The following is a 23,550-nucleotide window of genomic DNA, read 5'->3' as shown; positions in this document are numbered from 1 at the left end:
GTGGTGGACGGCGATGCCGGCACGGCGGGTGCGGTGAGGGCGCTGCGCGAGACGAAGTGGGAGCTGTGCTCGGCAATGAGCCGGGCGAGCAGTAGTACGACGTGTCCCTCGACCTGAGTGGCGTCGGTACCGGCGGGCAGCTCGTCCTCCTGGATGGTCTCCGCGGAACGGGACAGCCCGTTACGCGGAGACCATCCAGGAGGACGAGGGCCCGCAGAGCGGAGAGCGTGATGACCTCGGGGTCGCTCTTGCCGACCTGGCGCTTGCTGGCGTTGACGAGCTTGGTGAACGGTACGAGCTTGCCGTCCAGGTCCACCTTGACGGCCTCGGCGACACGGTGCGCGAGGCGGGTGGCGAAGTCACGCTGGTCGCCGGATACGTCGACCGGCTCCCCGACGGCGCGGCCATGGACATCAAGTCGCTCGCCAAGAGCCTCCCGCTGTACGGCCAGATGGCCGTCTCCAGCGCGTTGAAGGCCCTCGGAGTGGCGGGGCATCTGCGGCGCGTACGCTGCCTGGCCGGCGAGGGGGACCAGGTCCGCTGGGTCTCCAGTGCCTACTGGTCCCGTACGGCCCGCGACAACGAGTGGTGGGGCGCGTTCCTGGCCGCCGAGTCCAGTCACTCCACCCCGGAGGCGACGCCCGTTCCCTCGGCGCCCGGGCACACAGCTTCACCTGTGCGGGCGACCGTCGCCCCCGCCACCACGCCCGACCCACGGCGCCGCCTGCCTCCACGCCCGTGCCGCCCGCCGTGCCCGCACAGCGCACCTCCGCGGCACCGGCGGCCGACGGCTCCCCGGCGTACCTCGCCCTGGTCCAACTCGGCCGCCTGGAAACGCGCCTGGCGCTCTCAGCGGCGGACTGTCGCGCCCCTGGAGCCGCTGGCCGCCGGCTGGTTCGCACGCGGGGTGGATGCCGACTACCTCACCCACGCTCTCACGGCGGGCCTCCCCGCCCAGGTCGGCTCACCCGTCGGCCTCGTACGCCGCCGCCTCACCGACAAGCTTCCGCCGCTCACGGCGAGCAGCCCGGCACCTGCCACGACCCGTCGCCCCGAAGCGCCGCGTCCTCGCCGAGTGCACCGAATGCGGGCGCCCCGGCTCGCCCGAGGCACTCCCCGACGACCTCTGACGTCCCTGCCGCACCACCCCGCAGGATGCGTCCGCCGCTCCACCCTCTGAACGCGACGTCCAGACGCTGGCCGGACAGCTCTGCGAGTTGACCCGCCTGGCTTGACCTTCTGCGATCAACTCGGGGCATTCGCGCCGAACCGTAGGGCATGGGGCCATAGAATCCGCCGTGAACGCCGACGACGTCTGGTCGTTGGGCGTCCCCGCAGGAGGAGATCGCATGCAGGGCCCTCTGGACTCGACGGAGATACCCGAGCCTGAAGAGGACGGCAAGGGCGATTACGCCGACTCACCCGGGACGGACGGTCCGGCACTGGGCCCGGGTCTCGATTCGTCACCCACGTCGACAGTCATCGCGGAGGTGCTCCCCGGTGTGGCAGTCGTCTGTGGCGAGGTCCCGACGGAGCTCAAGCCCGATCTGATCGACTTCGGCATCGTGCCGGCCGCCGACCGCAAGCAGATCTCCGCGGTCCTCGCCTCGCTCGGGAACGCGGCAACCGTGCTCACCCCCGAGCAGATCGCGCACTTCGTAGAGGAGGCACACCGACGTGCTTGACAACGTGCCGGAAAAGGCAGCCATGAGCATCGAATCCATCGAGTCCGTGACACCGGCCGTTCCCGGCGCGGCGGACGCCGTAGCCATTTGCGTCGTCCGCTGTGTTGAGGGGACGGCACGGCTGGGAATGGTGTTCCAGCACCCGGGTTCCTCAGCCTCTCCGGGCACGGCCACACCAGAGTGCTCGCTGACCGCTATTGAGTGGTACGGCAGGCAGGTCGAGCAACTGGACACCGTTCACTCCGGCAAGGTCACGCTCACGGGAACCGGAGCAGAGACGTTGGCCAAGCGCGACGTCCTGAATTCGGCACCGCAGCACTGAACGCCCCGTCGGCACGGGCGTCGAAGGCCTCTCCCTCCCGGAGGGCGGGGGGACCGTCCCGTCGGCGGGGTTGCAATCACCGCCCATACGGGACCGGGTGTGACCGGTCACAGCGCTACCCATTCGACCTTGCATGCTCATTCACAGGCTTGAAGAACAGCTGACACCGAACTCACATTCCGTGGTCAGCCAATTGCCGGTGCCGTATCCGCGATGACCGGGATACTCAACGTTCCGGCCAAGCTACGCGCAACGAGGCGCGCTCCACTTCCGGTGACCGGAAAAAGACGCCCCCTCACTCACTCCCGCGGCTTCGCTGGACTGGAGATCGCCGCACGGAGAGACTTGGCCCCACCACGCCGGGTCCACGCGCCAACACACGTCGGCCCTCAGTACACGCACACACGGGGGCAGGGTGCCGGAACAGCCGATCGCCGGACGGTACGAGCTCCTGGAGGAGCGTTCGCGAAGGTGTCGGACGGCGACATGGCTGCGCTCGGCATCGACGAGGGCTGCGGCTCCGGCCCGCCCGGACGATCTGTTCATCGCGGGCGACCCTCACCAGCGCATCTACGACACGAAGGTCTCTCTGAGGACGGTCGGCGTGAAGGGGACCGGCCGGTCCACGAAGATGCGCAAGAACTACCGCTCCAACCACGAGATCCTCAGCTGCTCCACCGCGCTTCTTGTCGGCCGCCCCTTCGAACAACTGGCGGATGACGCACGCAACGAAACCCTGCTCGGCTACCGTTCCGCCCTCCACGGCAGCGGACCCGAGACGTTCGGCGGGGGTTCGGAGGACGCCGAAATGGACGCCCTGGTCACGAGGGTGTGCGGATGGCTCGGAAGCGGCATCGCGCCGGGCGAAATCGGTGTCAGCGCCCGGTTCAACAAGACCTGCGACAGGGCGGTGGACCGCCTCAGGGTGGCTGGCGTCCCTGCCGTGCGACTCCGGGGCAACGCGCCGCCCGACCCGGGCACCGTGCAGATCGGCACGATGCACGCTTTCAAAGGGTTGGAGTTCCGGTGCGTCGCGGTCATCGGGGTGAGTGAGGGAGCCCTGCCGTTCCCGAAAGCGGTCACCGCGGCGGAGGTGGATCGGCTCCAGTACGACGCGGACCTCCTGGCGGAGCGCTGTCTGCTCTTCGTCGCGTGCACCCGGGCCCGGGACGGGCTGGACGTGTCGTGGTCGGGCGACCCGAGTGAGTTCCTGGTGGAAACGGGTGCCGTGAACCGCCAAGCCCTCTCTGATCGGGGCTGAGAAGCGGTCCCGGGCCCGAATCGGACGCGGCCCCCGACACTTGCTCCGGTCTCATCCGAGAAGCCGTCCTCAACCACGTACGGCAGGCCCTGCGCGACCGGCCGCGTCCGGTTGTGAGACCTTTCGCGTTGACCTGCCCCTCGAGCCTGATCACCGCCGCCCGGTGGGCGATCGCACCTCGGTCATCGGGCGGAACGCTCACGCCACCTGGCTGGATACGCCCCGGAGGCGCCTCACCCCCTCGGCGCGAACAGCTCTTCCTGCGCCGATTCCCGGGCGGCGAACAGCGCACCGCGCAGGACCGCCCCACCGCCCAGCGTCCCCGCCCTGACCTCCGTGCGCAGGGGTGACATCCGGGCCAGGCGCTCCTCCACCCGGGCGGCGAGCGCGTCGCCGCCGGCGCGGCCGACCTCGCCGGCCAGGACGAGGCAGCCGGGGTCGAGCACGGAGACGACGGCGGCGGCCCCGAGCGCCAGGCGGTCGGCGAGGGCAGCCAGGAATGCCTCACCCTCGGCGTCGTCGGCGCGCAGCGCGGCCCGGACGGCGAACGCGGCGGCCGGGTCCTGTTCATGGCCTCCGTCGGCCGTGGGCCCCCAGGAGCGGATGCCGTGCTCCTCGGCCAGCTCGCACACGGCGGCCGACCCCACCAGGGAGTGAAAACCGCCGTCGCAGTTGACCGCCGAGGGGACCCCCGGAGTGCCGGGCACGGGGAGGAAGCCGATCTCCCCCGCGCCTCCCGAGGCGCCGTGGCGGATCTTTCCGTCGAGCATGACGGCGGCGCCGATGCCGTGACCGAGCCAGAGCAGTACGAAGGTGTCACGGTCCTGGGCGGCCCCGATGCGGTGTTCGGCGACGGCGGCGAGATTGGTCTCGTTCTCGACGAGGACGGTGGCGGACAGCCGCTGCTGGAGCTCCCTGACCAGCCCCCCGTGCCAGGCGGGGAGCCCGGCGGTGTTCCTGAGCTCCCCGGTGACCGGGTCGACCAGTCCGGGGGCGCCGATGCCGACGCTGTGCAGAGGGGCCGTTCCGGCGGTCCGGGCGGTGCGCTCCAGCATCGCGACGGCCTTCTCGACGGCGGGCCGCGTATCCGTGTCGCTGCCGATCGGCAGGGTCGCCTCGGCGAGGGTGACCCCGAGCAGATCCGCGACGACCACGGCGACGCTGTCCGTCCGTACGTCGAGGGCGGCCAGGTGCGCGCGGTCGGCGACGATCCCGTACAGCCGGGCATTGGGGCCCCTGCGGTCCGCGCCGCTCTCCCCGACCACCCGGACCAGGCCGGCGTCCTGGAGGCGGTCGACCAGGTCGGCGACCGTGGGACGGGACAGACCGGTCAGGGTCTTCAGCTGAGTGGCCGTCAGCGGGCCGTCCTGCTGGAGCAGTCGCAGGGCGAGCCGGTCGTTGATGGCCCGGGCGGTGCTCGGGGATGCGGGCATGCCGGGATCCTTCCAGATCACTGACGGTCCGCCGCCATGGGGGTTATTTATCAGGCAGGGTTCCTGATAGTTTACGCCCCGCACCGCGCGACGTCCGCCGGGACACGGCGGATCAGGGCTTCCAGGGGAGGGCACGGCACATGACACAGGACTCAGCGGTCCCGGTCTTCGGCACGGAGCAGGTCAGGCGGGCGAGATATGCGGTCGCCGCGGTCTTCACCGTGCACGGGGCGGTGACCGGCAGCTTCGCGACCCGGGTCCCGTGGATCCAGGACCACGCCTCGGTGAGCGCGGGCCAGCTCGGCCTCGCCCTAGCCTTCCCCGCCATCGGCGCCTCCCTGGCCATGCCGCTGGCGGGACGCGTCAGCCACCGGTTCGGCGCCCGGACCGCGCTGCGGGGGCTGCTGGCGCTCTGGACCCTGGCCCTGATCCTCCCGGCCCTGGCCCCGAACCTGCTCACCCTCTGCGCCGCGCTGTTCGTGTACGGGGCGTCGGCGGGGATGTCGGACGTGGCGATGAACGCGCTCGGCGTCGAGGTGGAGAACCGTCTGGACCGGTCGATCATGTCCGGGCTGCACGGCATGTGGAGCGTGGGCGCCCTGATCGGTTCGGCGGCCGGCACGGTCGCGGCGCACATCGGGGCCGATGCCCGGCTGCACCACACCCTGGCCGCGCTGGTGCTGACGGCGCTCGGCCTGGCCGCCTGCCAGGGCGTCCTGGACCTGCGGAGCGAGCCCGACGAGGAGCCGCCGCCGCGCTTCACCCTGCCGCCGAAGTCCGCGCTGGTCATCGGAGCGGTGGGCTTCTGCGCGGTGTTCGCCGAAGGGGCCAGCATGGACTGGTCCGCGGTCTACCTCCGGGACATCATGGGCAGTTCGGCGGGGCTCGCGGCCGCGTCGACCACGGCTTTCGCCCTGATGATGGCCATCGCCCGGATCGCCGGCGACAAGGTCGTCGACCGTTTCGGCGCGGTGCGGACCGTACGCGTCGGCGGCGTCCTGGCCACCGCGGGCGGACTGCTCGTGGTCCTGGCCCCCGGCCCGGCCCTGGCGCTCTGCGGCTTCGGGATGCTCGGCCTCGGCGTGGCGGTCGTCGTACCGCTGGCCTTCGCGGCCGCCGGGCGCAGTGGCACGAACCCGAGCCGGGCCATCGCCGGCGTCGCCACCATCACCTACACCTCGGGGCTCATCGCCCCGTCCGCGATCGGCTCGCTGGCCGAGGCGACCTCGCTGCTCGCCTCCTTCGGCGTGGTGACGGTGCTGTCCTTCGGGCTGGTCCTGGGTGCCGGGGTGCTGCGGGCGGGCGACCGCACGGTCGCGGAGGGCGGCGTCGCGCAGCCGGCACCGACCAGGAGCCCGGCCGGCGGCTGACCGGGGGCCGCGAGAGGCGGGCGGGCGAGCAGACGGTCGGGCGGGCGGGCGGACAGCCGGACCGGACCGGAGCGGCCAGGCGGGCAGGCTGAGCGGGGACCGGACGGGCAGGGTCGGAACAACAGATTCCGCTCGCGGCGGGGCCGAGCGCGAGGCCCTCGCCCTCCGGCACTACCATGGCTCTGATCTTTTCCGCGGATGGACCCCCAGGGCGCACCGCACACACCAATCAGGGAGCGACCATGGGCCTCGGCGTGCGCTGGACCTTGCACGGCGACGGAAAGACCCCCGCACCGGGGGCCGTGGTGCGCCCCGACGAGCGGCTCAGCTGGCCCCGCACGTTCGGGCTCGGGGCCCAGCACGTGGTGGCCATGTTCGGCGCGTCCTTCGTGGCGCCCGTCCTGATGGGCCTCGACCCCAACCTCGCCATCATGATGTCCGGTGTCGCCACCGCCATCTTCCTCCTGGCGACCAAGGGCAGGGTCCCCAGCTACCTGGGGTGCTCGCTCTCCTTCGTGGGTGTGGCCGCCGTCATCCGTGCGAGCGGGGGCACCAGCGCCACGGTCACGGGCGCGGTCCTGGTCGTCGGCGCCGTGCTGTTCCTCGTGGGGCTCATGGTGCAGCGCTTCGGCGCGCGGATCATCCACGCCGCGATGCCTCCCGTGGTGACCGGTGCCGTCGTCATGCTGATCGGCTTCAACCTGGCGCCGGTCACCGCGTCGACGTACTGGCCCCAGGACCAGTGGACGGCCCTGCTGGTGATGCTCTTCACCGGGCTGGCCGTGGTCTGCCTGCGCGGGTTCCTCTCCCGCATCGCGATCTTCCTGGGCCTGGTCTTCGGATACGTGCTGTCCTGGGTGCTCGACCTGGTCTTCGGGAAGATCCACTCCCCGGCCGGCGGCGCCGAGGCGGTGGACCACTGGCGGCTGGACCTCTCGGCCGTGGCGGACGCGGACTGGATCGGCCTGCCGTCCTTCCACGCCCCGAGCTTCGAATGGTCGGCGATCCTGGTGGCGCTGCCGGTGGTCATCGCCCTGATCGCCGAGAACGCCGGACACGTCAAGGCCGTCGGCGAGATGACCGGAGACTCGCTCGACGACAAGCTGGGCACCGCCATCGCCGCCGACGGCGCGGCGTCGATGCTCTCCACAGCCGTGGGCGGACCGCCGAACACCACGTACTCCGAGAACATCGGGGTGATGGCGGCGACCCGGGTCTACTCCACCGCCGCGTACTGGGCCGCCGCGTTCTTCGCGCTGCTCTTCGGCCTCTGCCCCAAGTTCGGCGCGGTCGTCGCCGCCATCCCCGGCGGGGTGCTGGGCGGGATCACCGTCATCCTCTACGGCATGATCGGCCTGCTGGGCGCCCAGATCTGGCTCAACGCCGAGGTCGACCTGCGCAACCCGCTCAACCTCGTGCCGGCCGCCGCGGGCATCATCATCGGCGTCGGCGGGGTCAGCCTGAAGATCACCGACAACTTCCAGCTGAGCGGCATCGCCCTCGGCACCCTCGTCGTGATCACCGGCTACCACGCGCTGCGGGCCTTCGCCCCCGCCCACCTGAAGACCCAGGAACCCCTGCTGGACTCGGGCACGTCCCAGTACGACGAGAAGCCGCCGGCCGACGCCTCCTGACCGGAGGCTCCCCCTGCACGGGTCCCGGACCGTAGCGCGGCCGGCCTTCGTGGGACCGGTCGCCTCCGGCCGGTCCCGGGTCAGCCTCGCTGGAAGAACTCCACCTCCGCCAGAGCCAGTTGACGTCCCGGTGTCAGTTCCACGGGCTCGCGCAGGACCAGGCGTACCGTCTTCACGTCGCTGAGGGCGGTGTGGATCGTCTGCGGGCCCGGCTTGTCGCCGAGGGCCAGTTCCTTGTGCTGCTGCCCGCCGTCCTGCGTCGTCACCTCCAGGTCGATCCGGAGTGCGCGTGCCTCGCTGGTGTAGTCCTCCGGATCCTTGGAGGGGCCGTTGGTGATGATCAGGTCGACCAGGCGGAACGGCTCGCGGAAGGTGTACGTCACGGAGTCGCCCTCCGCGGGTGCGCCCCAGTAGCTGTTGCTCAGCCCGTCCGTGGTGTTCTTCGCCGGATGCCGGGGCGATGCGGCGCTCGCCTCGATGCTCACCGGGGTGATGGGCCTGGCCTTGCCCAGCTTGTCCCGGGTGTCCTCGAACAGGGCGCGTCCGGCGGGGAGCAGCAGGAGAGCGCCCGCGCACAGCGCCAGCACCACGGCCAGGATCACCAGGAACCGCACCGCCCTGCCCGAACCTGCCCGCACCCGGCGGTGGAACGGCCACACCCTCCGCCACCATGGCAGCGGCTCGGGCTTCGCGGCGGGGTCGAGCGCGGCCGCGCACCGTCGGCAGAACCGTCGGCCGGGCGGGTTGGGGGTTCCACAGGAGGGGCAGGGCGCGCCCGCCACCTCATCGGGAGCCTCCACCGGGCGTACGACCGGACGGCGCGCCACCGGCTTCGCGGGGCGGACAGGCTGGATGGGGGCGGGAGCCGACGGGCCGGAGGCAGGGGTGACCGGGGGCCGGGGGCCCGGCGCGTTCCCAGGGGCCGGGGCAGGTGGAGCAGTCGGAACGGGGTGGGGGGCGGGGCTCGGCGTCCCGCCCTGGCCGGAAACGGTCCCGGAGCCCTCGCTGTCGTCGCCGCGTGAACCCGCGACGGGTGCCGTGTCCGTCCGGTGCACCTCGCCACGGCCGCGTCCCGTCAGCCGGCTGCGCAGCGACGAGCCACGGACGCGCTCGGCGGACCCCGGTTCCCCGGCCGGGGGCGGCGCCGAAGGGGTGGCCGGGGGCGATGCCGGTTCCCCTGCCGGGGGCGGCACCGAGGGGGTGGCCGGTCGGGCGGTGTCGGGCGGGGTGACGTGTGGTGCGGCCGGGGGTTCTGCGGGCGCTCCGGGGGTCTGCGGCTCCGAAGCTGCGGGGCCGGGTGCGCCCGTGCCCGACGGCCGCCCCGAGGACGTCCCGGAGGCCGGGGGCTCCGTCGGCGTGCTCGGCGAGGGCTCAGCGGGTGTACCGGGTGCTGGGGGTTCCGACGACGTACCCGAGGGCGCCGAACGGTCCGACCATCCCAGGTACGCCCCGCAGTTGCCGCAGAAGTCGTCCGTGGAGCCGTTGGACGCCCCGCACGCGGGACAGGCACGCATGACGTCACCTCCCTTCGTCGGTGGGCGGGCCGGGCAGGACTTCCACCCGGCAGACGGTGTGCACAGGGCACATGGCCCTGACGACGTCATGGACCCTGGCCGGGTCGGCCCCGTCCCCGTGGGCCGGCCACACCCGCACCAGGACCTCGGCCGGGGGCTCCGGCGGCAGATCGGCTCCGGGGGTGCTCGACCACACGGCGCCGCCGTCCCCGACGACCTCGGCGTGCACGCCGAGCGCGAGCCGCAGCGCCTCGACCAGGCCGCGCCGGGTGCCGCTCCAGCGGTGCAGCTCCATCGCGCGGGCGACCGTCTCGCGGCGCCGTTCCACCGGCCACGCCGGGTCGTCGGCGGCGCCCACCCAGGACGCCAGCCAGGCCAGGAAGTCGGCCGGTGCCACCCGGGGGTCGAGGTAGGCGGGCAGGTTGTCGAGGCTCGCGAACACCGGGGCGAGGACGGTGTCCAGTCCCGCGGTGAAGCGCTGGGCGAAGTCGTCGTCGGCGTACAGCGCCGGCAGTTGCCCGCCGATCGGGTACCGGCTCGGCAGACCGGGGACGGCGGCGCGGCTCATCCCCGTCCCTCCGGCTCCAGGGCCGTGACGACCACCTGGTGCTGGTAGGAGAAGACCAGCGCGCCCGCAGCCACGTCGACGCGGTCCGTCGGCGCGCCGCGCCGCCCGGTGACCGGGTCGGCGGGAAACAGCAGGATCTCCTCGATGAGGGCGTTGCCGGCGGCGCGTTGGAGAACGCCGAAGACGTCGCCGTACTGGGCCGGTCGGCCGAAGGGCCATCCGGTGCCGTCCGGGCCGCCGACCAGGGGGTTGAGGTGGCGGAAGAGGGCGGCCAGGGCCGCCTCGCGCACGCGGTCGGTGTCGGCGGGGGCCGCCGCCAGCCGGGCGACCACGGTGACGCCCTGGTAGACCGGCGGCTCGACCACCAGGCGGGTGCCGATGAGACGCCGTTCGTCGAGGCTCGCGGTGATGGTCCGCAGGACCTGGTCGGAGGGGATGAGCTGTTCGAAGCGGAGACGGTCGTCCCCCTCGTCTGCCACCGCGTCCGGGACGACCAGCACCCGTACGGCGCCCGCTCCTTCGGCGGCGGGCAGGCAGCGGACCCGGCGTACCGAGGGCGCGGCCTGGCCCGCGATGATCTCGTAGTCCCTGGCGGTGACGGCCCGTTCCTGCATGCGCAGCGCGTCCGGTGCCCGCAGCCGGGCGTTGGCGAGGGTCTCGCCGGCGACGCCGCCGCCGGCCGACTCCCGGTTGACGACCCGTGCGACGTAGGGGACGGAGCTGCGCAGTACGGAGATCGCGCCGCGGGCCACGTTGCCCGCGGGGCCGCCGCCGGTGCGGTAGCGGGCCACCCGGATCCGGGCGCCCTTGGGCGGCACGGCGCCGCACTGCCGCAGGGTGCCGTCCGGTTCGCGCAGCACCGGCGGGAAGGTGAACTCGCCGGTGGTGGCGTCGACCTGGACATGCCGGTCGGCCGGGCCCGAGCGGCCGAAGTGCTCGACCACGTCCCAGCGCTGCCAGCCTTCGGCCGAGGACGCTTCCACCACCGGGGGCTCACGGTCGAGGAGGACCGGCGGGCGGCCGAGCCGGAACCTCTGCCCGGCTACGCCCTCCGAAGTGCCGAGCGGTACGTCGGTCTCGGTCTCGGCGTGCTCGACGGTCATGGTGCCGCCCACGGTGAACACGGACGCCTCGCGCACCGTCGGCGACTCCGAGTAGAACGGCTGGCCCGGCTCCGCCTCGGTGACCCGGCAGCGCAGCCAGCCGGCACGAGTCCCGCCGATCACCGACGCGGTGTGCCCGGCCGGTACGTACACGATGACCTCGCCGGGCCGGTTCAGGCCTCCGGTGGAGTCCTCGCCGGTCTCGCACACCTGCCAGCCGCCTCCGTCCCACGCCTCCCACACAAGCGGCGGCTGGCGGGGGTCCACGCCTATGCCCTCCACGCGGCTGTCCAGGTTCACCGCGACCACGCAGCGCGGCACCGCCGTCGGCAGGCCGAACAGCAGCGCGTCACCGGGCTGGGGTGCCGCCTGGAAGGCGGGGATGTCGCGGCCTTCGGTGAGCTCACCGGTCCGGTCGGTCTGCTCACCGGCGCGGGACGCGGTCACCAGGCGGATCAACTCGCTGGGCACGATGCACAGTTCGTCCGTGGTGGTGAACACCACGGCTTCTTCGGCCTCGCCGCCCGCAGTGGCCACCTCGGTGCGCGGGGTCAGTGTCACGGTGTCGGGCTGCGGCGCCGACAGCCAGAAGTCGACCTCGGCCACGGCCGCGGCCGGCGGGAACAGGCGGATGCCGAGCAGGTCCAGGAAGGCGGTGTAGTTCTTGTCGGGAACCCGGTTCAGCCGGTACAGCAGCTGGTCCACGAGGTAGGCGAACGTCTCGATCAGGGTGACGCCCGGGTCGGAGACGTTGTGGTCGGTCCACTCCGGGGCACGCTGCTGCACGTACCGCTTCGCCTCGTCGACGAGCTGCTGGAACCGCCGGTCGTCCAGGTTGGGGGAGGGCAGGGCCATCAGGCGGCGCCCCATTCCTCGGCCCCCTCCTCGGAGGGGATCGTGTAGAAGGGAAAGACCAGGTTGCGCCGGTCGTTGGTGGAACGCAGGGTGTAGTGCACGTCGATGTAGAGGGTGCCGTCCTCGATGGCGTCGAAGGCGACCACCACGTCGTCCACCGTGATGCGCGGTTCCCACCGCTCCAGGGCCTCGCGCACCCGCTGGGCGATCCGTCCGGCGGTGGCACCGTCGCCGGGCGCGAAGACGTAGTCGTGGATGCCGCAGCCGAACTCGGGGCGCATGGGCCGCTCGCCGGGCGCGGTGCCGAGGACCAGGCGGATCGCCTCCTCGATCTCGCGCTCACGCTCGACCATGCCGATCCCGCCTGTCGGCCCGACCCGCAGCGGGAACGCCCAGCCTCGGCCGATGAACCGGTCGCTCATCACACGCCCCCGATCAGGACGTTCAGGGCACCACCGGAGATCATCGCGCCGCACGTGGTCCTGTCGCGCATCTTCGCGGCCGGCAGCCCGCCGATGAGGACCTGGCCCCGGGCGGGCGCGGCGGGGTCGGGCATGACCACGTTGCCCGGTCCCAGGGCAAGGTGCGGGGGTACCACGCAGGCGTGCACGCTGCCCGGGGGGCCGGGGAGGCCCGTGGTCACGGCCGCAGGACGGCCGCCGATCAGCACGCGCAGCACCACCTGGGCGGCGGGGCCGGCCGGCAGGGCGATCACGCCGCCGTGGTTGGTGGGATCACCGGTACGGGCTGCGGCAGGCATGCGGACTCCTCGGGGGTGGTGGGACCGTCGGGGGACGGAGGTCAGTTGATCCGGATGAGCTTGGCCTTGAGGACGCCCAGCAGACCGCCGTCGACGGTGACGTTCGACGCGCCGTTGACGCTCACCGTGCGGCCGCCGATCTTCACCCCGACCCGGCCCTGGATGTCCACGTTCCGCCCCGACACGCTGACGTCGCCGCGCCCCGCGTCCAGGGTGATGCCCTTCTTGTCGAGCAGGACGGAGCTGAGGGGCCGTTGGCGGCCCTTCCCCGCGTAGACGGTCAGCTCGATCCGGTCACGCCGGTTGTCCAGGAACACTTCGAGGCGCTCGTCGGCGCTCGTCAGCCGCACCCCTGAGCGACCGGGCGCCCGCGCGTCCAGCAGCTCCACCCGGTGCCCCGAACGGGATACGAGGGAGCGCCGGTTGACCCTCCCCGTGGTCCTGTCGACCAGCGGGACGTCGTGCGGTGAGGGCTTGTCCACGCCGTTGTAGAGCCCTCCGATGACGTACGGACTGTCCAGGAGACCCTGTTCGAAGCCGACCAGGACCTCGTCGTTGACCTCCGGGCTGAACACACCGCCACCGCCCTTGCCGCCCCACTGCACGGTGCGCACCCAGTCGGTGACGTAGGTGTCGTCCAGCCAGGGGAACTTCAGCCGCACGCCGCCGGACTCGGCGCCGCCGGGTTCGCGTACGTCGGTCACCACCCCGATGGCCAGGCCGGGCATACGGGGTCCGCGGCCGGGCGCGTTCGCGCCGGTCACCAGGCCCGTCAGGGAGCGGTCCGGGCTGGCGCTGACCCACACCGTCGTCCGGTATCCGCCGTGCGGTTCCAGGACGTGCTGCACCGCCGTCGCCGTGTACTTCCCGGAGAACGCCTGCCCGACGTTGCCGAGTGCCACCGGTTTGCCCGCCCGCAGCTTGGGGTTGCCCTCGACGAGCGCCTCCAGCTCGGCGAACCCCGCGCTGACCTCGGCGGCCGTGGCGTCCGCGACCGCCTTCGTCTCGGCATGGGTGCGGTACGGAGTGTCCGTGACGGTCAGTTTCGACGACGTGCCGAACCGGGCGGCGAACGCCGGGCTCAGTCCCGGCACCACCGTGTCGCTGTCCACCGACGCCTTGCGGGCCACCAGCGGCTGCTTGTTGGCGACGTCCCACCCGCGCACCTCCACCTGCTGGGCGCCGTCCGCGGCCGACAGGGAGGCCCGCAGCGCCAGCAGGTTGCGCCCGTACTCCAGCACCATCGGGGTGCGGGTCGCCGGGGTCGACGGAGCGGGCGCGCCGGACGCCTTCCGCGGCTTGGTGAACTGCAGCATCCCCTTGTCGTCGACCCGCACCTGCGCGCCGCTCTCGCCCGCGAGGAACTGCAGGAAGTCCCAGTCGGACACGTTGGCCTGCGACAGCTGCTGGTAGGTGACCGGCTCGGCCTCGACCGTTCCGCAGGCCAGCCCGGCCCCGGCGGCCACCTTGCGGACGATCGCCGCCGCCGTCATGTTCCGGTACGCCACGACCTTGCGGCCCCGCTGAAGGCGGTGCGCCCGGGAGTAGGCGCGCACCACCGTGAACGAACCCGTGCGGTCCCGGTCCAGCTCCAGGGCGGTCACCTCGCCGCTGAACAGCCGCGCGCGTGCCTGCCCGGAGACGGTCACCACCGACACCTTCAGCGGGGTCCCGATGGTGATGCCGGTCTTCTGGAGGAACTCGTGGTCGGGGTCGCGGAAGGTGAGGACGGCCGAGTCCGGCAGGCCCACGTTCTCGTCGACCACGCAGTTCACCAGCTGGGCGGCCCAGATCCGCGGGAGTTCGGCGGGTGTCTCGATGACCGGGTCGGCCGCGAACGACCGGCCGCCCGGCGCCTCGGGTGTGCTCACTGGTCCTCCTCGGCGCCCGCGTCGCGCAGCCCCGGCAGCACCAGTTCGGTGCCCGGTGCGAGAGCCATCGGGTCGTCCATGTCGTTGGCCTCCGCGATGACCCGCCAGGCCGTCGCGTCGCCGTACTCCCGCCAGGCCAGCAGGGCCAGGCTGTCGCCCGCCACCACGGTGTGCGTGCTGCGGGCGGTGCGCGACCCGGACGTCGGGTTCTGGCCCGCCGGGTCGACACTCGCCTCCTCGATGGACAGTGCGCAGGTGGCCCGCAGCGGTCTGCCGTCCACGTCGAACAGCGTGTAGCTCACGGACAGGCTCGACAGCACCCCGTCGAACGACGTCGTGCGCGCCGTACCCCACTCGAACCGCACCCACGGGCTGGCCGGCTTCTTGCGGCCCAGGCTGGCCGGGGTCGGCACGCACCCCTTCATCAGCTTCTCCACCGCCAGCTCCACGGAGTCGTCGTGGGTGGCGGTGGCGTCCAGGAACACCTCCAGGCTGAGCGTGCGCGGGCCGCTGCCCACGAACTCCGGCAGCGACGACTGACCCGCCATCCGGGACGGGGTGCGCCGCCACTCGGTGCTCTTGCCCAGCTCCAGGGTGGAGGGGTTGAACTGGAGGTTCAGCCGGGCGATGGTCCCGCCGGGCTTGGCGCCGACGGCCGTGGGGGGCTCCTTCAGCGTCAGCTGGGCCCTGGCCCGGCTGGAACGTGCGGGGGACACGGCAGGACCTCCTTTCCTGTGGCGGCTGCGGGGTGTGCAGGTCGGGGACGGTGTGTGAGGGACCGGGTCAGGACGGGCGCAGGCCCTGGTGGGCGATCTCCAGGGTCTCCACCGCCGCCTGGGAGGTGGCGGGGTCGAAGGACGGGCCCTGCCAGCGCACCGGGACGATCCCGGACACCTGCCAGCTGATGATCGGCGTCAGGTCCGGTTGCAGCGCCACGATCTCGCCGTCCTTGGGCTCCACCCGCTTCAGCGTCTCGTCGAGCCAGCGGGCGATCTTCGCCGTGTCGGCGGTGACGGGCCGGGTGAGCGTGATGTTGGTCCAGCTCACGCGACCTGGCAGCTGCCAGGCGAAGCCGTTGTTCCCGCCCTCGGCGTACGTCTCCATCTCGACCTCGGCCCCCATGCCGGAGCACGTGTGGAAGGCGCCCAGGTCGTTGCCGCCGATCGCGAGCCGGAAGAACACGCTCGTCGCGAAGATGCTGTCGGTCATCGGTCCGTCACTCGCCCGTCCATCGTTCGTCGTACGGTCGGTCATCGTCCATCGCGTGCCTCAGCGGCGTCCGTCGTGGGGGCGGCCGGTGCGTTCCCGACCGCGCCGCAACTCGGTCCGCAGCAGCCGCGACACGGGGTCGATCAGACGGCGTGCCAGGTCGTCGAGGTCGAGGCCGGGGTCGTCCTGGGGGCTCTCGGGCCGGCGGCGGGAGGCCGCCTTGCCCGAGGCGGAGGCCGGGGTGGGGGCGGGTGGCGCGGACGACGACCGCGGACGGCCGCGCGCCGGCGCCTCCTCGGCCTGTACGCCCTTGGGCAGGTCGGCCGCGACGTCGCGCTGCACCGGGGTGATCGCACCCGGCGCGACGACCGTCGTCGGCCGGACCGCGGGAAGGGATCCCGGGACGGATCCCACCGGTGCCGGGACGCCCGGCGGAGGGTCGGCGAGCGGCGGCGCCTGCGGGGCGGTCACCGGCAGGGGTTTCCGGGGTGCGGCGCCGGCCGCGCCCGCGGTCACCGGGCGGAGCGGCGCGGGTCGCACGACCGGGACCCGCTGAACCGGGGCCGGGGAGCCGGACGGCTCCGTGCCCGCGTCCCGGCCCGGTGCGCTCCGCGTGCCCTCCGGTCCGACGTGCGTGGTCGCGGCCCGCTGGACGTGCGGTGTGGCGGGGGGCACGGGCCGGCCGAACAGCGGGCGCACGGGTGTTCCGGAGCCGCCGGGAGGAGGCACCGGGAGGACGGGCGACCGGCCGGCCCGGTGTGCGGGAGCTCCGGTCGGTGGCGCGGTGTCGCTCCGAGCGGAGGCCGGCGCGCCTGGCCAGCGGGCCGCCACCACGGGACGGCCGCCGGAGCGTGCGGCGACGGGCGGTGCCGCCCCGTCCGGCAGCCGGGAGCTCGGGGTGAGCGGGCGGGCCGCCAGGAGCGGGAGCATGCGGGGAACCGCCGTGGCCGAGTGCGCCGCGGAGCCGCTCGGAGTGAGGGGGCGCGGGTCTGCCGAGCCGGTGGACCGGATGCCGGCGGTGCCTGGTGACACCGCCCTGGCCACGACGACCGGGCCCGGGACGGCGGGGCGACCAGGCCGCCGCCCGCCGGAGCGTGGTCCGTCCGCCCGGTGGCTGCCGGAGGCCGGCCCGTCAGGGCCCGATCCGCCCGGGCCGGTCCCGCCCGAGCTCACCCCACCGGACGGCTTTCCTCCCGCGGCTACGGCGTTCGCCGGATCCGGGCGCTCGGGGGCGACGGCCGGGGACGTCGTCACCAGCGGCGTGTCAGGCCCGTGTCCATGGGGCACGGGAGTGGCCCCGATGCTGGTGGTGCCCCCAATGGTGGAGTGTTCCGCGGGGCTGCGCCGGGCGTCGGCCGTCCCCAGCAGCGGGGCGTCCGCTCCGGGAGCGCGCTGGACGTCCGGGCCCGTCCCCGGAGCGGAAGCGCGAGAGGCACGAGCAGCAGGGGACGCGGCGGAACGGGGCAGCCCGGCACTCGGCGGCAGCTCGGTCAGCGGTGCTCCCAGGCCACCGCGCGCGCGGGCGCCCGGGCCGTCCGGGGCCGGGGTCCGGCGCGGAGCGCGGGCCGGGGCCGCGGATGCCGCTCCCCCGGTGGTACTCGTGCCGCTGTCGTCCGGCACCGGTGTGCCTGCCTGGCGCTGGACGACAGGCAGGGCCGGACCGGGCGCCGGACCGGCGCCGCGCTCGACTGCACCGCTCACCAACGGCACTGCCGTGGAGGGCAGTTCACTCAACGGGGCGCCGAGAGGACCGCGACCGCGCGAGGGTGTGGCGGCGCGGCGCACGGGGACGGAGGGGTCCGTGCCCGCGCCGGCCGGTGCGGTGGCGGCGGAAGGGTCCGGTCCCGTGCGGGCACCTGCCGTGGTGCCGGGGGGATCCGTGCTCGTACCGGCGGGTGAGGCGGTGGCGCCGGAGGCGTCTCGCGGGGGCGCCGGAGGGGTCGCGGGCCGCACCACCGCGACACGGCGCACGGGTCCGGCCGGGCGGCGGGCGACGGTCAGGCGAGGCCCAGGGCTGGTCCGGACCGCCGCGTGGGACCCCTCGGCTCCGGGCGTACGGGATGGCTCCGGGTGCGGCCCGGGCGCCTCCGTCACGGCGCGTCGGGCCGCCGGGTCCGAAGGCGTACGGCGCCCGGAGGCACTCCGGGCCGCGGACGCCCGCCCGGGGTCCGGTACGGAAGGGGGCCGGCCCCCGGCTGGGAGCGGCACGACTGCCACCCGTCGCACCAGCGGGTTCCTGGCGGCGGCCGGCGGACGGCCGGTGCCGGCGGGAGTCACGACCGGGCCCGTGCCCGGCCCGACGGCCCGTTGGACGGCGGCCGGTGAGGCGGCGAGGGAATCCGCGGCCGTGAGGCCACGGGACCGGGGAACCGCGACGCTTCGACCCGTCCTTCCCGCACGGATGGCGTCACCGGCGCGGGAGGGCCGTGCGGCGGAGGGGCCCGGGCGTGATCCCTTCGCGCCCGGCTCCGGCTCCCCCGCAACCGGCCGCAGGGCGTCCTCGGGTGCCCCGCCGGCAGCCGTCGCGCCCCCCTCCGCACCGTCCGGCCGCAGTGCTCTCAGAAGCAACGGCCCCCCGGCGGTGTGCCCGGCCCTCGGAGCCGCCGGGCGGGCGACGCCGCGCACCACTCCGGCCGGAGCGGCGGGGAGCAGCGCATGCCCGAGGCCGCTGCCGAACGACGGGTCCTGCCAGGCCGCCAGGCCCGCGCGGAAGGCGAGGCCGTCGCTGACGCCCAGCGGGGCTCGGGACACGGTGAGTTCCGGCGCGGCGGTGCGGCGCCACCCTCCGTCCCAGTCACCGGGCACGGAAGGCGCCGGGGCGCCGGGCACGGCCGCACCCGGGGTGCCGGGCACTCCCGGGGCCGGGGCCGGGGCAGCAGGCGCAGCAGCCCGGCGGCGCAGCCTGTCGCGCCATCCCATGTGCTCAACCGCCTTCGTTCACGCGGGTGTTGATACGGGCTATCTCGGCCACCCACTGCTGCCGTTCGCCGTGGGTCAGGTCGAGGATCTCCTCGCGTTGCCAGTGGAAGTGATAGGCGATGTACGCGATCTCCTCCCGGAGCCGGGGAAGGGCGTACGTCACGATTCCCCCAGGCGCCCACCCGAGAGGTCGACCTCGAAGCCGCCCTCGCAGTGCGGGCAGGTCACCGCGGCCCTGGTGTGGCCCTCGCTGTTGACCCGGCGGTAGAAGTCCTGAAGAAAGGCGACGTCGGTGGCGTACATCCGCTCCACGACCCCGGCGTGCACATCGGTGACGGTGCCGATCCGGGTGATCACCTGACTCAGCAGCACCACGCTCAGGTACGCCGGGTTCTCCTTGACCCTGAGGTCGATCTGCGGACGCAGCTCGTCCCGGGCGGTGGCCAGGCGCATCGAACCGTGCCGGTGCACCGTGCCCGCCTCGTCCACGTAGCCGCGCGGCAGCTCGAACTCGAACTCGGTGCGCAGCGCGTTCTCCTCCCGGTGCGGCACCGGGGCGGCGGGGGCCGGGGGTGCCGCCGCCTGCTCCGGAGCCGGGGCGGGCGCGGTGGCCTGGAGGATCTCCTCCAGACTGCCCGCCGTGACGGTACGGCGCCTCATTCGACGATGATCTCTTCGAACACGATCGTCACGGACTCGGTGGCCGCGGCCGACTCGCCCGCCTTCAGGGAGGGTCCCTCCCACTTGGAGGCCCAGCCCTGCATCAGCTGGATACGGCGGACCGTGTTGCCTTCGCTGTCCTTGATCTCGATTGTGAGGTTCTGCCGCGCGGAGTTCACGGCGCCGTTGTTCAGGGTCTCCTTGATCCAGTCGGTGAACTCACCGCTCTGGTCGAGCCCCCGGGTGATCGTGATCTCACCGGCCTGGCGGGCGCCGGGCTGCTTGCGGATGATCTGCTTGCCCTCCGCGCTGACCTGACGTACCTCGACGACCTCCTCCTCGACGGTCAGCCCGCTGATCTCCTGGACCGACTCGACCAGGTAGCCGCCGAGCTGCACGCCGAAGACGTGGGTGGAAAGAGCATCGCCCGTTGCCATGACTGTCCGTCACCTTCCGTTGCTGAGCTGTTCGTTCTTCCGGTCCGGGGTCACTCGTCGATGAGGCTGGTGCTGTCGGAGAACTGGGCCAGCCGGAACACCACGAACTCGGCGGGCTTGACCGGCGAGACGCCGATCTCACAGATGACGCGGCCCTGGTCGATGGATTCCGGCGGATTGTTGTCCCGGTCGCACTTGACGTAGAACGCCTCCTCGGCCGTGCGGCCGAACAGCGCGCCCCTGCGCCACTCCTCGGTGAGGAACGCGGTGACGTTACGCCGGATGCTGGACCACAGCCGGTCGTCGTTCGGCTCGAAGACCACCCACTGGGTGCCCAGGAGGATGGACTCCTCCAGGTAGTTGAAGAGGCGGCGCACGTTCAGGTAGCGCCAGGCCGGGTCCGAGGAGAGGGTACGGGCGCCCCAGATGCGGATGCCGCGTCCGGGGAACGCCCGTACGCAGTTGACGCCGACCGGGTTGAGCAGGTCCTGCTCGCCCTTGCTGAGCCGGAGCTCCAGGTCCACCGCGCCGCGGACGACCTCGTTGGCCGGTGCCTTGTGCACACCGCGCTCGCCGTCGCTGCGCGCCCACACGCCGGCGACGTGGCCGCTCGGCGGAACGGTGGTGTTGCGTCCGGTGGCCGGATCGAAGACGCGGATCCAGGGGTAGTAGAGGGTGGCGTACCGGGAGTCGTAGCCGGCCTCGTCGTTGCGCCAGGCGCGCACCTGCTGGGCGCCCAGGCCGGGCGGTGCGTCCAGGACGGCGACGCGGTCGCCCATCTGCTCGCAGTGGGAGATCACCGCGAGCTGCACGGTGCGGACGCCCTCGGCGTCGATGTCGCCGCGCTGATGGGCGCTCATCAGGTCCGGCACGGCGACCATGGTGATCTCGTCGATGGTCTCCAGGCCGCCGAAACCGGTGCGCGCGGAGGCGTCGCCGACGTACTCCGCCGGGTCGAGGCGGGCCACCTCACCCGAGCCGCCCGGCGCGGGCGCGGTGGCCGGGGCGTCGGGCACGGCCAGGGTCTGGGCCGCGGGCCTGGCCTGGGGGGCGCCCTGCTGCTCGGTGACCTGGATCAGCTTGGAGGCGCGGGCCTGGCTGACCAGGTACCCCTTGACGTTCTTGCGGGTGGAGGCCTCGTAGGTCTCCACGACCTGGTCCCCCTGGCGGACCAGGACCTTGAAGCGGTCCTCCGGCGGGTTCTCGCCGTCCACGTCGGCGACCTCGACCGACACGCCGGTCACGCCCTGCCTGGCGGCGACGAGGAAGCCGCCGAGCGCCACCGGCGCGGCCGCCTCGGGCGCATGCCGGCCGCCGTCGGCCGACGGGACGGAGGCGTCCTCGGCCTGGCCGCCGATCCGCACGATGTACGCGGCGCCGCCGCCGTTGGCGAAGTAGCCGTGGACCGAGAGGGGCAGGTAGGCGCCCTCGGTGAAGCCACCGAACGTCCGGGTGTACTGGTCCCAGCTGGTGACCAGTGTCGGTGCGTGGAACGGGCCGCTCCCGGCGAACCCGACGAACGCGGCGACGGCGGTGCCGACCCCTTCGATAGGTCGGGCACCGGACTGCACCTCCTCCACGTACACGCCCGGGGTGAGGTACGTCGGCATGCTCGCTCCTTCGCGTCCTGCGGGTCGTTCACCTGTGTCCAGGTCGAGTCTGCGCGGGGGGCGGGTGGGACGGCAGGGACGCGGGGACCTGGTCAGGGGCAGGAACGCTGCCTTTCGCTGCCTGTGGGAACCGTCCGGCCGCCACCTGGACGTGCCCCCCGATCTGCCCGTACGGGCCTGGACGCGCCGCTCCGCCAGGCGCTCGACTGGGGTCGCAGGAGTACTGCGCCGACGAGGAGGCAACACGTTGCGGACGACCGGTGCGCACGCCGAGCAGCACGATGACCGGCAGACCACGCGCGGCCCCGCCCGCCAGGAGACTCAGGAAGCCTCCGGCGCCCCGGACGTACCGCCGCCCCTCACCGCGGATGCTCTCCGCGCGGCCCAGCGCGGCGCGGGCAACGCCGCGGTGACCGCGATGATCGCCCGCCGCGCCCGCCCTGCACCCGTCGTCGAGCAGGACCACGGAGTGGACGAGGTCCTGCATTCCCCCGGCAAACCCCTCCCCTCGCGGGTGCGCCAGGACATGGAGTCCCGGTTCGGCACCGACTTCTCCGACGTACGGCTGCACACCGGGGCCGGCGCCTCACGCTCGGCCCGCGCCATCGGGGCCCGCGCCTACACCTCCGGCAGTCATGTCGTCCTCGGCGCCGGTGGCGGCGACAAGCACACCCTCGCCCATGAGCTCACCCATGTCGTCCAGCAGCGGCAAGGTCCGGTGTCCGGCACCGACCAGGGCGCGGGCCTGCGGCTCTCCGATCCGTCCGACCGCTTCGAGCAGGCCGCGGAGGCCAACGCCCGACGGGTGCTGTCGGGTCCGGCGCCGGTCCAGCGGGAGGAGGGGTCCGCGCATGCGACAGGACACGCGCATGGGGGCGCGGTCCAGCGCATGGTGACGGACGAGACCGAGGAGGGGGACACCTCGGTCCCGGCGGACGGGCGGCCGCAGCCCCAGCAGATCGACGACGCGAAGCGGGTGGGGCTGGAGATCGAGATCACCGTCCCGCTCGAAGAGGTCTTCCCTGAGACCCAGGCCAGCGGTTCCAAGAGCAAGGGCAAGGCCGTCAGCACCCTCAAGAACGGTGACGTGCTGGCCGAGTCGGACGCGAAGGAGCTGGGTCTGCCGGTGATCAAGCTGGAGGTCGAGGGGACGGACCGCGGGGTTCCGAGCATCGAGTTGATCTACGGGCCGTTGCCGCGCGAGGAGTACGGACAGGAGGCCCATCTGGCGGCTCGGCGCAGTCTCCTCGACCAGTTCAGGAAGGTGGCCGGGAAGTCGGTCCCGCTGGAGACCGTCATCACCGCCTACAACAGGTCCGTCGGCGGGACCGACGCACGCTACGCGCTGAAGACGAAGGCCGCGGGCCGAAAGGTGAAGACCAAGCAGGCGGGCACCATCAACCAGAACATCCAGACCAACATCTCCCTCCCCTACTCCAAGGTGGGGGCCGCCCCGGCGCCGGCCGACGCCCCGGCGGCCCGTGGCCGGGGCGGGTCCCTCGCCGGACGCGGGCGGGGCGCCGCCCCGGCGGGGCGCGGTCGCGGCCGGGGCGGCAGTGTCCCGGCGCCGGCCGGACAGGCGGCGGGCGGTACCAGGGGCGACTTCGCCGGACTTTTCCAGGAGAAGAACGCGAAGCAGCTGTTCGAGGCGGCTCGCGCGACGGCCAACAGCATCACCGACGAGCGGGTGACGGGCCGCCCCAACGTCATCTCACTGCTCACGCAGGTCGTTTTCCAGGAAGCGATGTACGCCCTGCACCGCATCACGAAGGGCGCGGAGCGGGATGTGGACAAGCAGCGTTTCCATGTGATGCTGAAGGTGAGCCCGCAGGATGTCGCGATGGCTGTCCTCACCGACGAGGAAGCGGCCGGTCTGCTCACGTGGCTGCAGGAGAGCGCCGCGCAGACGACACTGAACCGCGGGGCCGCGGAGGCCGCCCGGAAGGGCGGTGCGGTGACCACCAAGGGCGTCGGCGTCGACGTCGCCGACCTGCTCACGGCCCTGAACACGCGGCTGACCGCAGGAAGGCAGCAGCTGGGGGTGCGGAAGAAAGGGACGGAGAACGACCACTCCTCCCCCGTGCTGGACGCGACCGGCGCATCCACCGGTGACCTTCGGCACTTCCACCCGCGTGCCAGCAACCGAGTACCGGTCACCGTCGACAACGGGGTCCCTCACGTGGTGGTCGAGGAACGCTCCGCGGGCCATCCGCTCAACCAGCCCGATGGCAGCGCCGCCGCCAAGAACCAGCTCATCAAGGATCTCCAGGAGTAGGGGTCTCGGGCCGCAGCGCTCCCCAGGACCGGTGCACGGGGCGGGCACGGCGGCCCGCCCCTCC

20 protein-coding genes and 1 pseudogene are annotated in these 23,550 nt (G+C 73.2%); 7 read left to right on the top strand and 14 right to left on the bottom strand.

What is annotated here, in order from left to right:
* Positions 1 to 337 precede the first annotated feature (337 nt).
* From ACFC51_RS18200 to ACFC51_RS18185, 4 genes and pseudogenes are all read left to right on the top strand, one after another.
* On the top strand, positions 338 to 1,180 hold the full coding sequence (locus tag ACFC51_RS18200) for a MarR family transcriptional regulator (protein WP_376529563.1): 843 nt from the start codon (positions 338 to 340) through the stop codon (positions 1,178 to 1,180).
* A 169-nt stretch (positions 1,181 to 1,349) separates the two neighbouring features.
* The gene (locus tag ACFC51_RS18195) at positions 1,350 to 1,685 is read left to right on the top strand and encodes a hypothetical protein (protein ID WP_376529560.1); all 336 of its coding nucleotides are present in this window, start codon (positions 1,350 to 1,352) and stop codon (positions 1,683 to 1,685) included.
* Positions 1,678 to 2,007 (top strand): hypothetical protein, encoded by a 330-nt coding sequence (locus tag ACFC51_RS18190; RefSeq protein WP_376529558.1) that lies wholly within the window; start codon positions 1,678 to 1,680, stop codon positions 2,005 to 2,007. The genes ACFC51_RS18195 and ACFC51_RS18190 overlap by 8 nt, the downstream gene beginning before the upstream one ends.
* A 508-nt stretch (positions 2,008 to 2,515) precedes the next feature.
* A pseudogene (locus ACFC51_RS18185) lies at positions 2,516 to 3,268 on the top strand (3'-5' exonuclease); the annotation flags it as partial.
* Positions 3,269 to 3,501: 233 nt separating this feature from the next.
* Here the strand turns inward: ACFC51_RS18185 and ACFC51_RS18180 are convergent.
* Positions 3,502 to 4,701, bottom strand: coding sequence for an ROK family transcriptional regulator (locus tag ACFC51_RS18180; protein WP_376377568.1), 1,200 nt, complete (start codon positions 4,699 to 4,701; stop codon positions 3,502 to 3,504).
* A 140-nt stretch (positions 4,702 to 4,841) separates the two neighbouring features.
* Here ACFC51_RS18180 and ACFC51_RS18175 point away from each other — a divergent pair, with 140 nt between their 5' ends.
* Positions 4,842 to 6,071 (top strand): MFS transporter, encoded by a 1,230-nt coding sequence (locus ACFC51_RS18175; protein ID WP_376377566.1) that lies wholly within the window; start codon positions 4,842 to 4,844, stop codon positions 6,069 to 6,071.
* A gap of 242 nt (positions 6,072 to 6,313) precedes the next feature.
* Complete coding sequence (locus ACFC51_RS18170) at positions 6,314 to 7,705, top strand: uracil-xanthine permease family protein (protein ID WP_376377564.1); 1,392 nt, start codon at positions 6,314 to 6,316, stop codon at positions 7,703 to 7,705.
* An 80-nt stretch (positions 7,706 to 7,785) separates the two neighbouring features.
* Here the strand turns inward: ACFC51_RS18170 and ACFC51_RS18165 are convergent, their stop codons facing one another.
* The 13 genes from ACFC51_RS18165 to ACFC51_RS18105 form a co-directional block, all read right to left on the bottom strand.
* Positions 7,786 to 8,364, bottom strand: coding sequence for a zinc ribbon domain-containing protein (locus ACFC51_RS18165; protein WP_376529555.1), 579 nt, complete (start codon positions 8,362 to 8,364; stop codon positions 7,786 to 7,788).
* Positions 8,365 to 9,223: 859 nt separating this feature from the next.
* Positions 9,224 to 9,787: a phage tail protein gene (locus ACFC51_RS18160; protein WP_376377560.1), complete on the bottom strand. Its 564-nt coding sequence runs from the start codon at positions 9,785 to 9,787 to the stop codon at positions 9,224 to 9,226.
* Complete coding sequence (locus ACFC51_RS18155; RefSeq protein WP_376529676.1) at positions 9,784 to 11,745, bottom strand: putative baseplate assembly protein; 1,962 nt, start codon at positions 11,743 to 11,745, stop codon at positions 9,784 to 9,786. Before ACFC51_RS18155 ends, ACFC51_RS18160 begins: the two co-directional genes overlap by 4 nt.
* Positions 11,745 to 12,167, bottom strand: a complete 423-nt coding sequence (locus ACFC51_RS18150) for a GPW/gp25 family protein (protein ID WP_376529553.1) — start codon at positions 12,165 to 12,167, stop codon at positions 11,745 to 11,747. Before ACFC51_RS18150 ends, ACFC51_RS18155 begins: the two co-directional genes overlap by 1 nt.
* Positions 12,167 to 12,505, bottom strand: a complete 339-nt coding sequence (locus tag ACFC51_RS18145; RefSeq protein ID WP_376377557.1) for a PAAR domain-containing protein — start codon at positions 12,503 to 12,505, stop codon at positions 12,167 to 12,169. The genes ACFC51_RS18150 and ACFC51_RS18145 overlap by 1 nt, the downstream gene beginning before the upstream one ends.
* Positions 12,506 to 12,546: 41 nt before the next feature.
* Entirely contained in the window at positions 12,547 to 14,376 is a 1,830-nt protein-coding gene (locus ACFC51_RS18140) for a VgrG-related protein (protein ID WP_376529550.1), read from the bottom strand.
* Complete coding sequence (locus tag ACFC51_RS18135) at positions 14,373 to 15,092, bottom strand: LysM peptidoglycan-binding domain-containing protein (RefSeq protein WP_376377553.1); 720 nt, start codon at positions 15,090 to 15,092, stop codon at positions 14,373 to 14,375. Before ACFC51_RS18135 ends, ACFC51_RS18140 begins: the two co-directional genes overlap by 4 nt.
* 67 nt (positions 15,093 to 15,159) lie before the next feature.
* Complete coding sequence (locus ACFC51_RS18130) at positions 15,160 to 15,585, bottom strand: phage tail protein (RefSeq protein WP_376377551.1); 426 nt, start codon at positions 15,583 to 15,585, stop codon at positions 15,160 to 15,162.
* A gap of 60 nt (positions 15,586 to 15,645) precedes the next feature.
* Complete coding sequence (locus ACFC51_RS18125; RefSeq protein WP_376377549.1) at positions 15,646 to 16,056, bottom strand: hypothetical protein; 411 nt, start codon at positions 16,054 to 16,056, stop codon at positions 15,646 to 15,648.
* Positions 16,057 to 18,508: 2,452 nt separating this feature from the next.
* On the bottom strand, positions 18,509 to 18,667 hold the full coding sequence (locus ACFC51_RS18120; protein ID WP_164992666.1) for a DUF6760 family protein: 159 nt from the start codon (positions 18,665 to 18,667) through the stop codon (positions 18,509 to 18,511).
* A complete protein-coding gene (locus ACFC51_RS18115; protein ID WP_376377547.1) occupies positions 18,664 to 19,164 on the bottom strand; it encodes a hypothetical protein in 501 nt (166 codons plus the stop codon). Before ACFC51_RS18115 ends, ACFC51_RS18120 begins: the two co-directional genes overlap by 4 nt.
* Complete coding sequence (locus tag ACFC51_RS18110) at positions 19,161 to 19,601, bottom strand: phage tail protein (RefSeq protein ID WP_376377545.1); 441 nt, start codon at positions 19,599 to 19,601, stop codon at positions 19,161 to 19,163. Before ACFC51_RS18110 ends, ACFC51_RS18115 begins: the two co-directional genes overlap by 4 nt.
* A 50-nt stretch (positions 19,602 to 19,651) precedes the next feature.
* On the bottom strand, positions 19,652 to 21,211 hold the full coding sequence (locus ACFC51_RS18105) for a phage tail sheath family protein (RefSeq protein ID WP_376377543.1): 1,560 nt from the start codon (positions 21,209 to 21,211) through the stop codon (positions 19,652 to 19,654).
* Between the two features lie 247 nt (positions 21,212 to 21,458).
* Here ACFC51_RS18105 and ACFC51_RS18100 point away from each other — a divergent pair, with 247 nt between their 5' ends.
* Positions 21,459 to 23,486, top strand: a complete 2,028-nt coding sequence (locus ACFC51_RS18100; protein ID WP_376377541.1) for a DUF4157 domain-containing protein — start codon at positions 21,459 to 21,461, stop codon at positions 23,484 to 23,486.
* Positions 23,487 to 23,550: the final 64 nt, after the last annotated feature.

It is taken from the genome of Streptomyces sp. NPDC055962 (genome assembly GCF_042270185.1).
Classification (GTDB): Bacteria; Actinomycetota; Actinomycetes; order Streptomycetales; family Streptomycetaceae; genus Streptomyces.
Note: the sequence above shows the minus strand (reverse complement) of the source record. Positions and strands in the feature narration are given on the sequence as shown.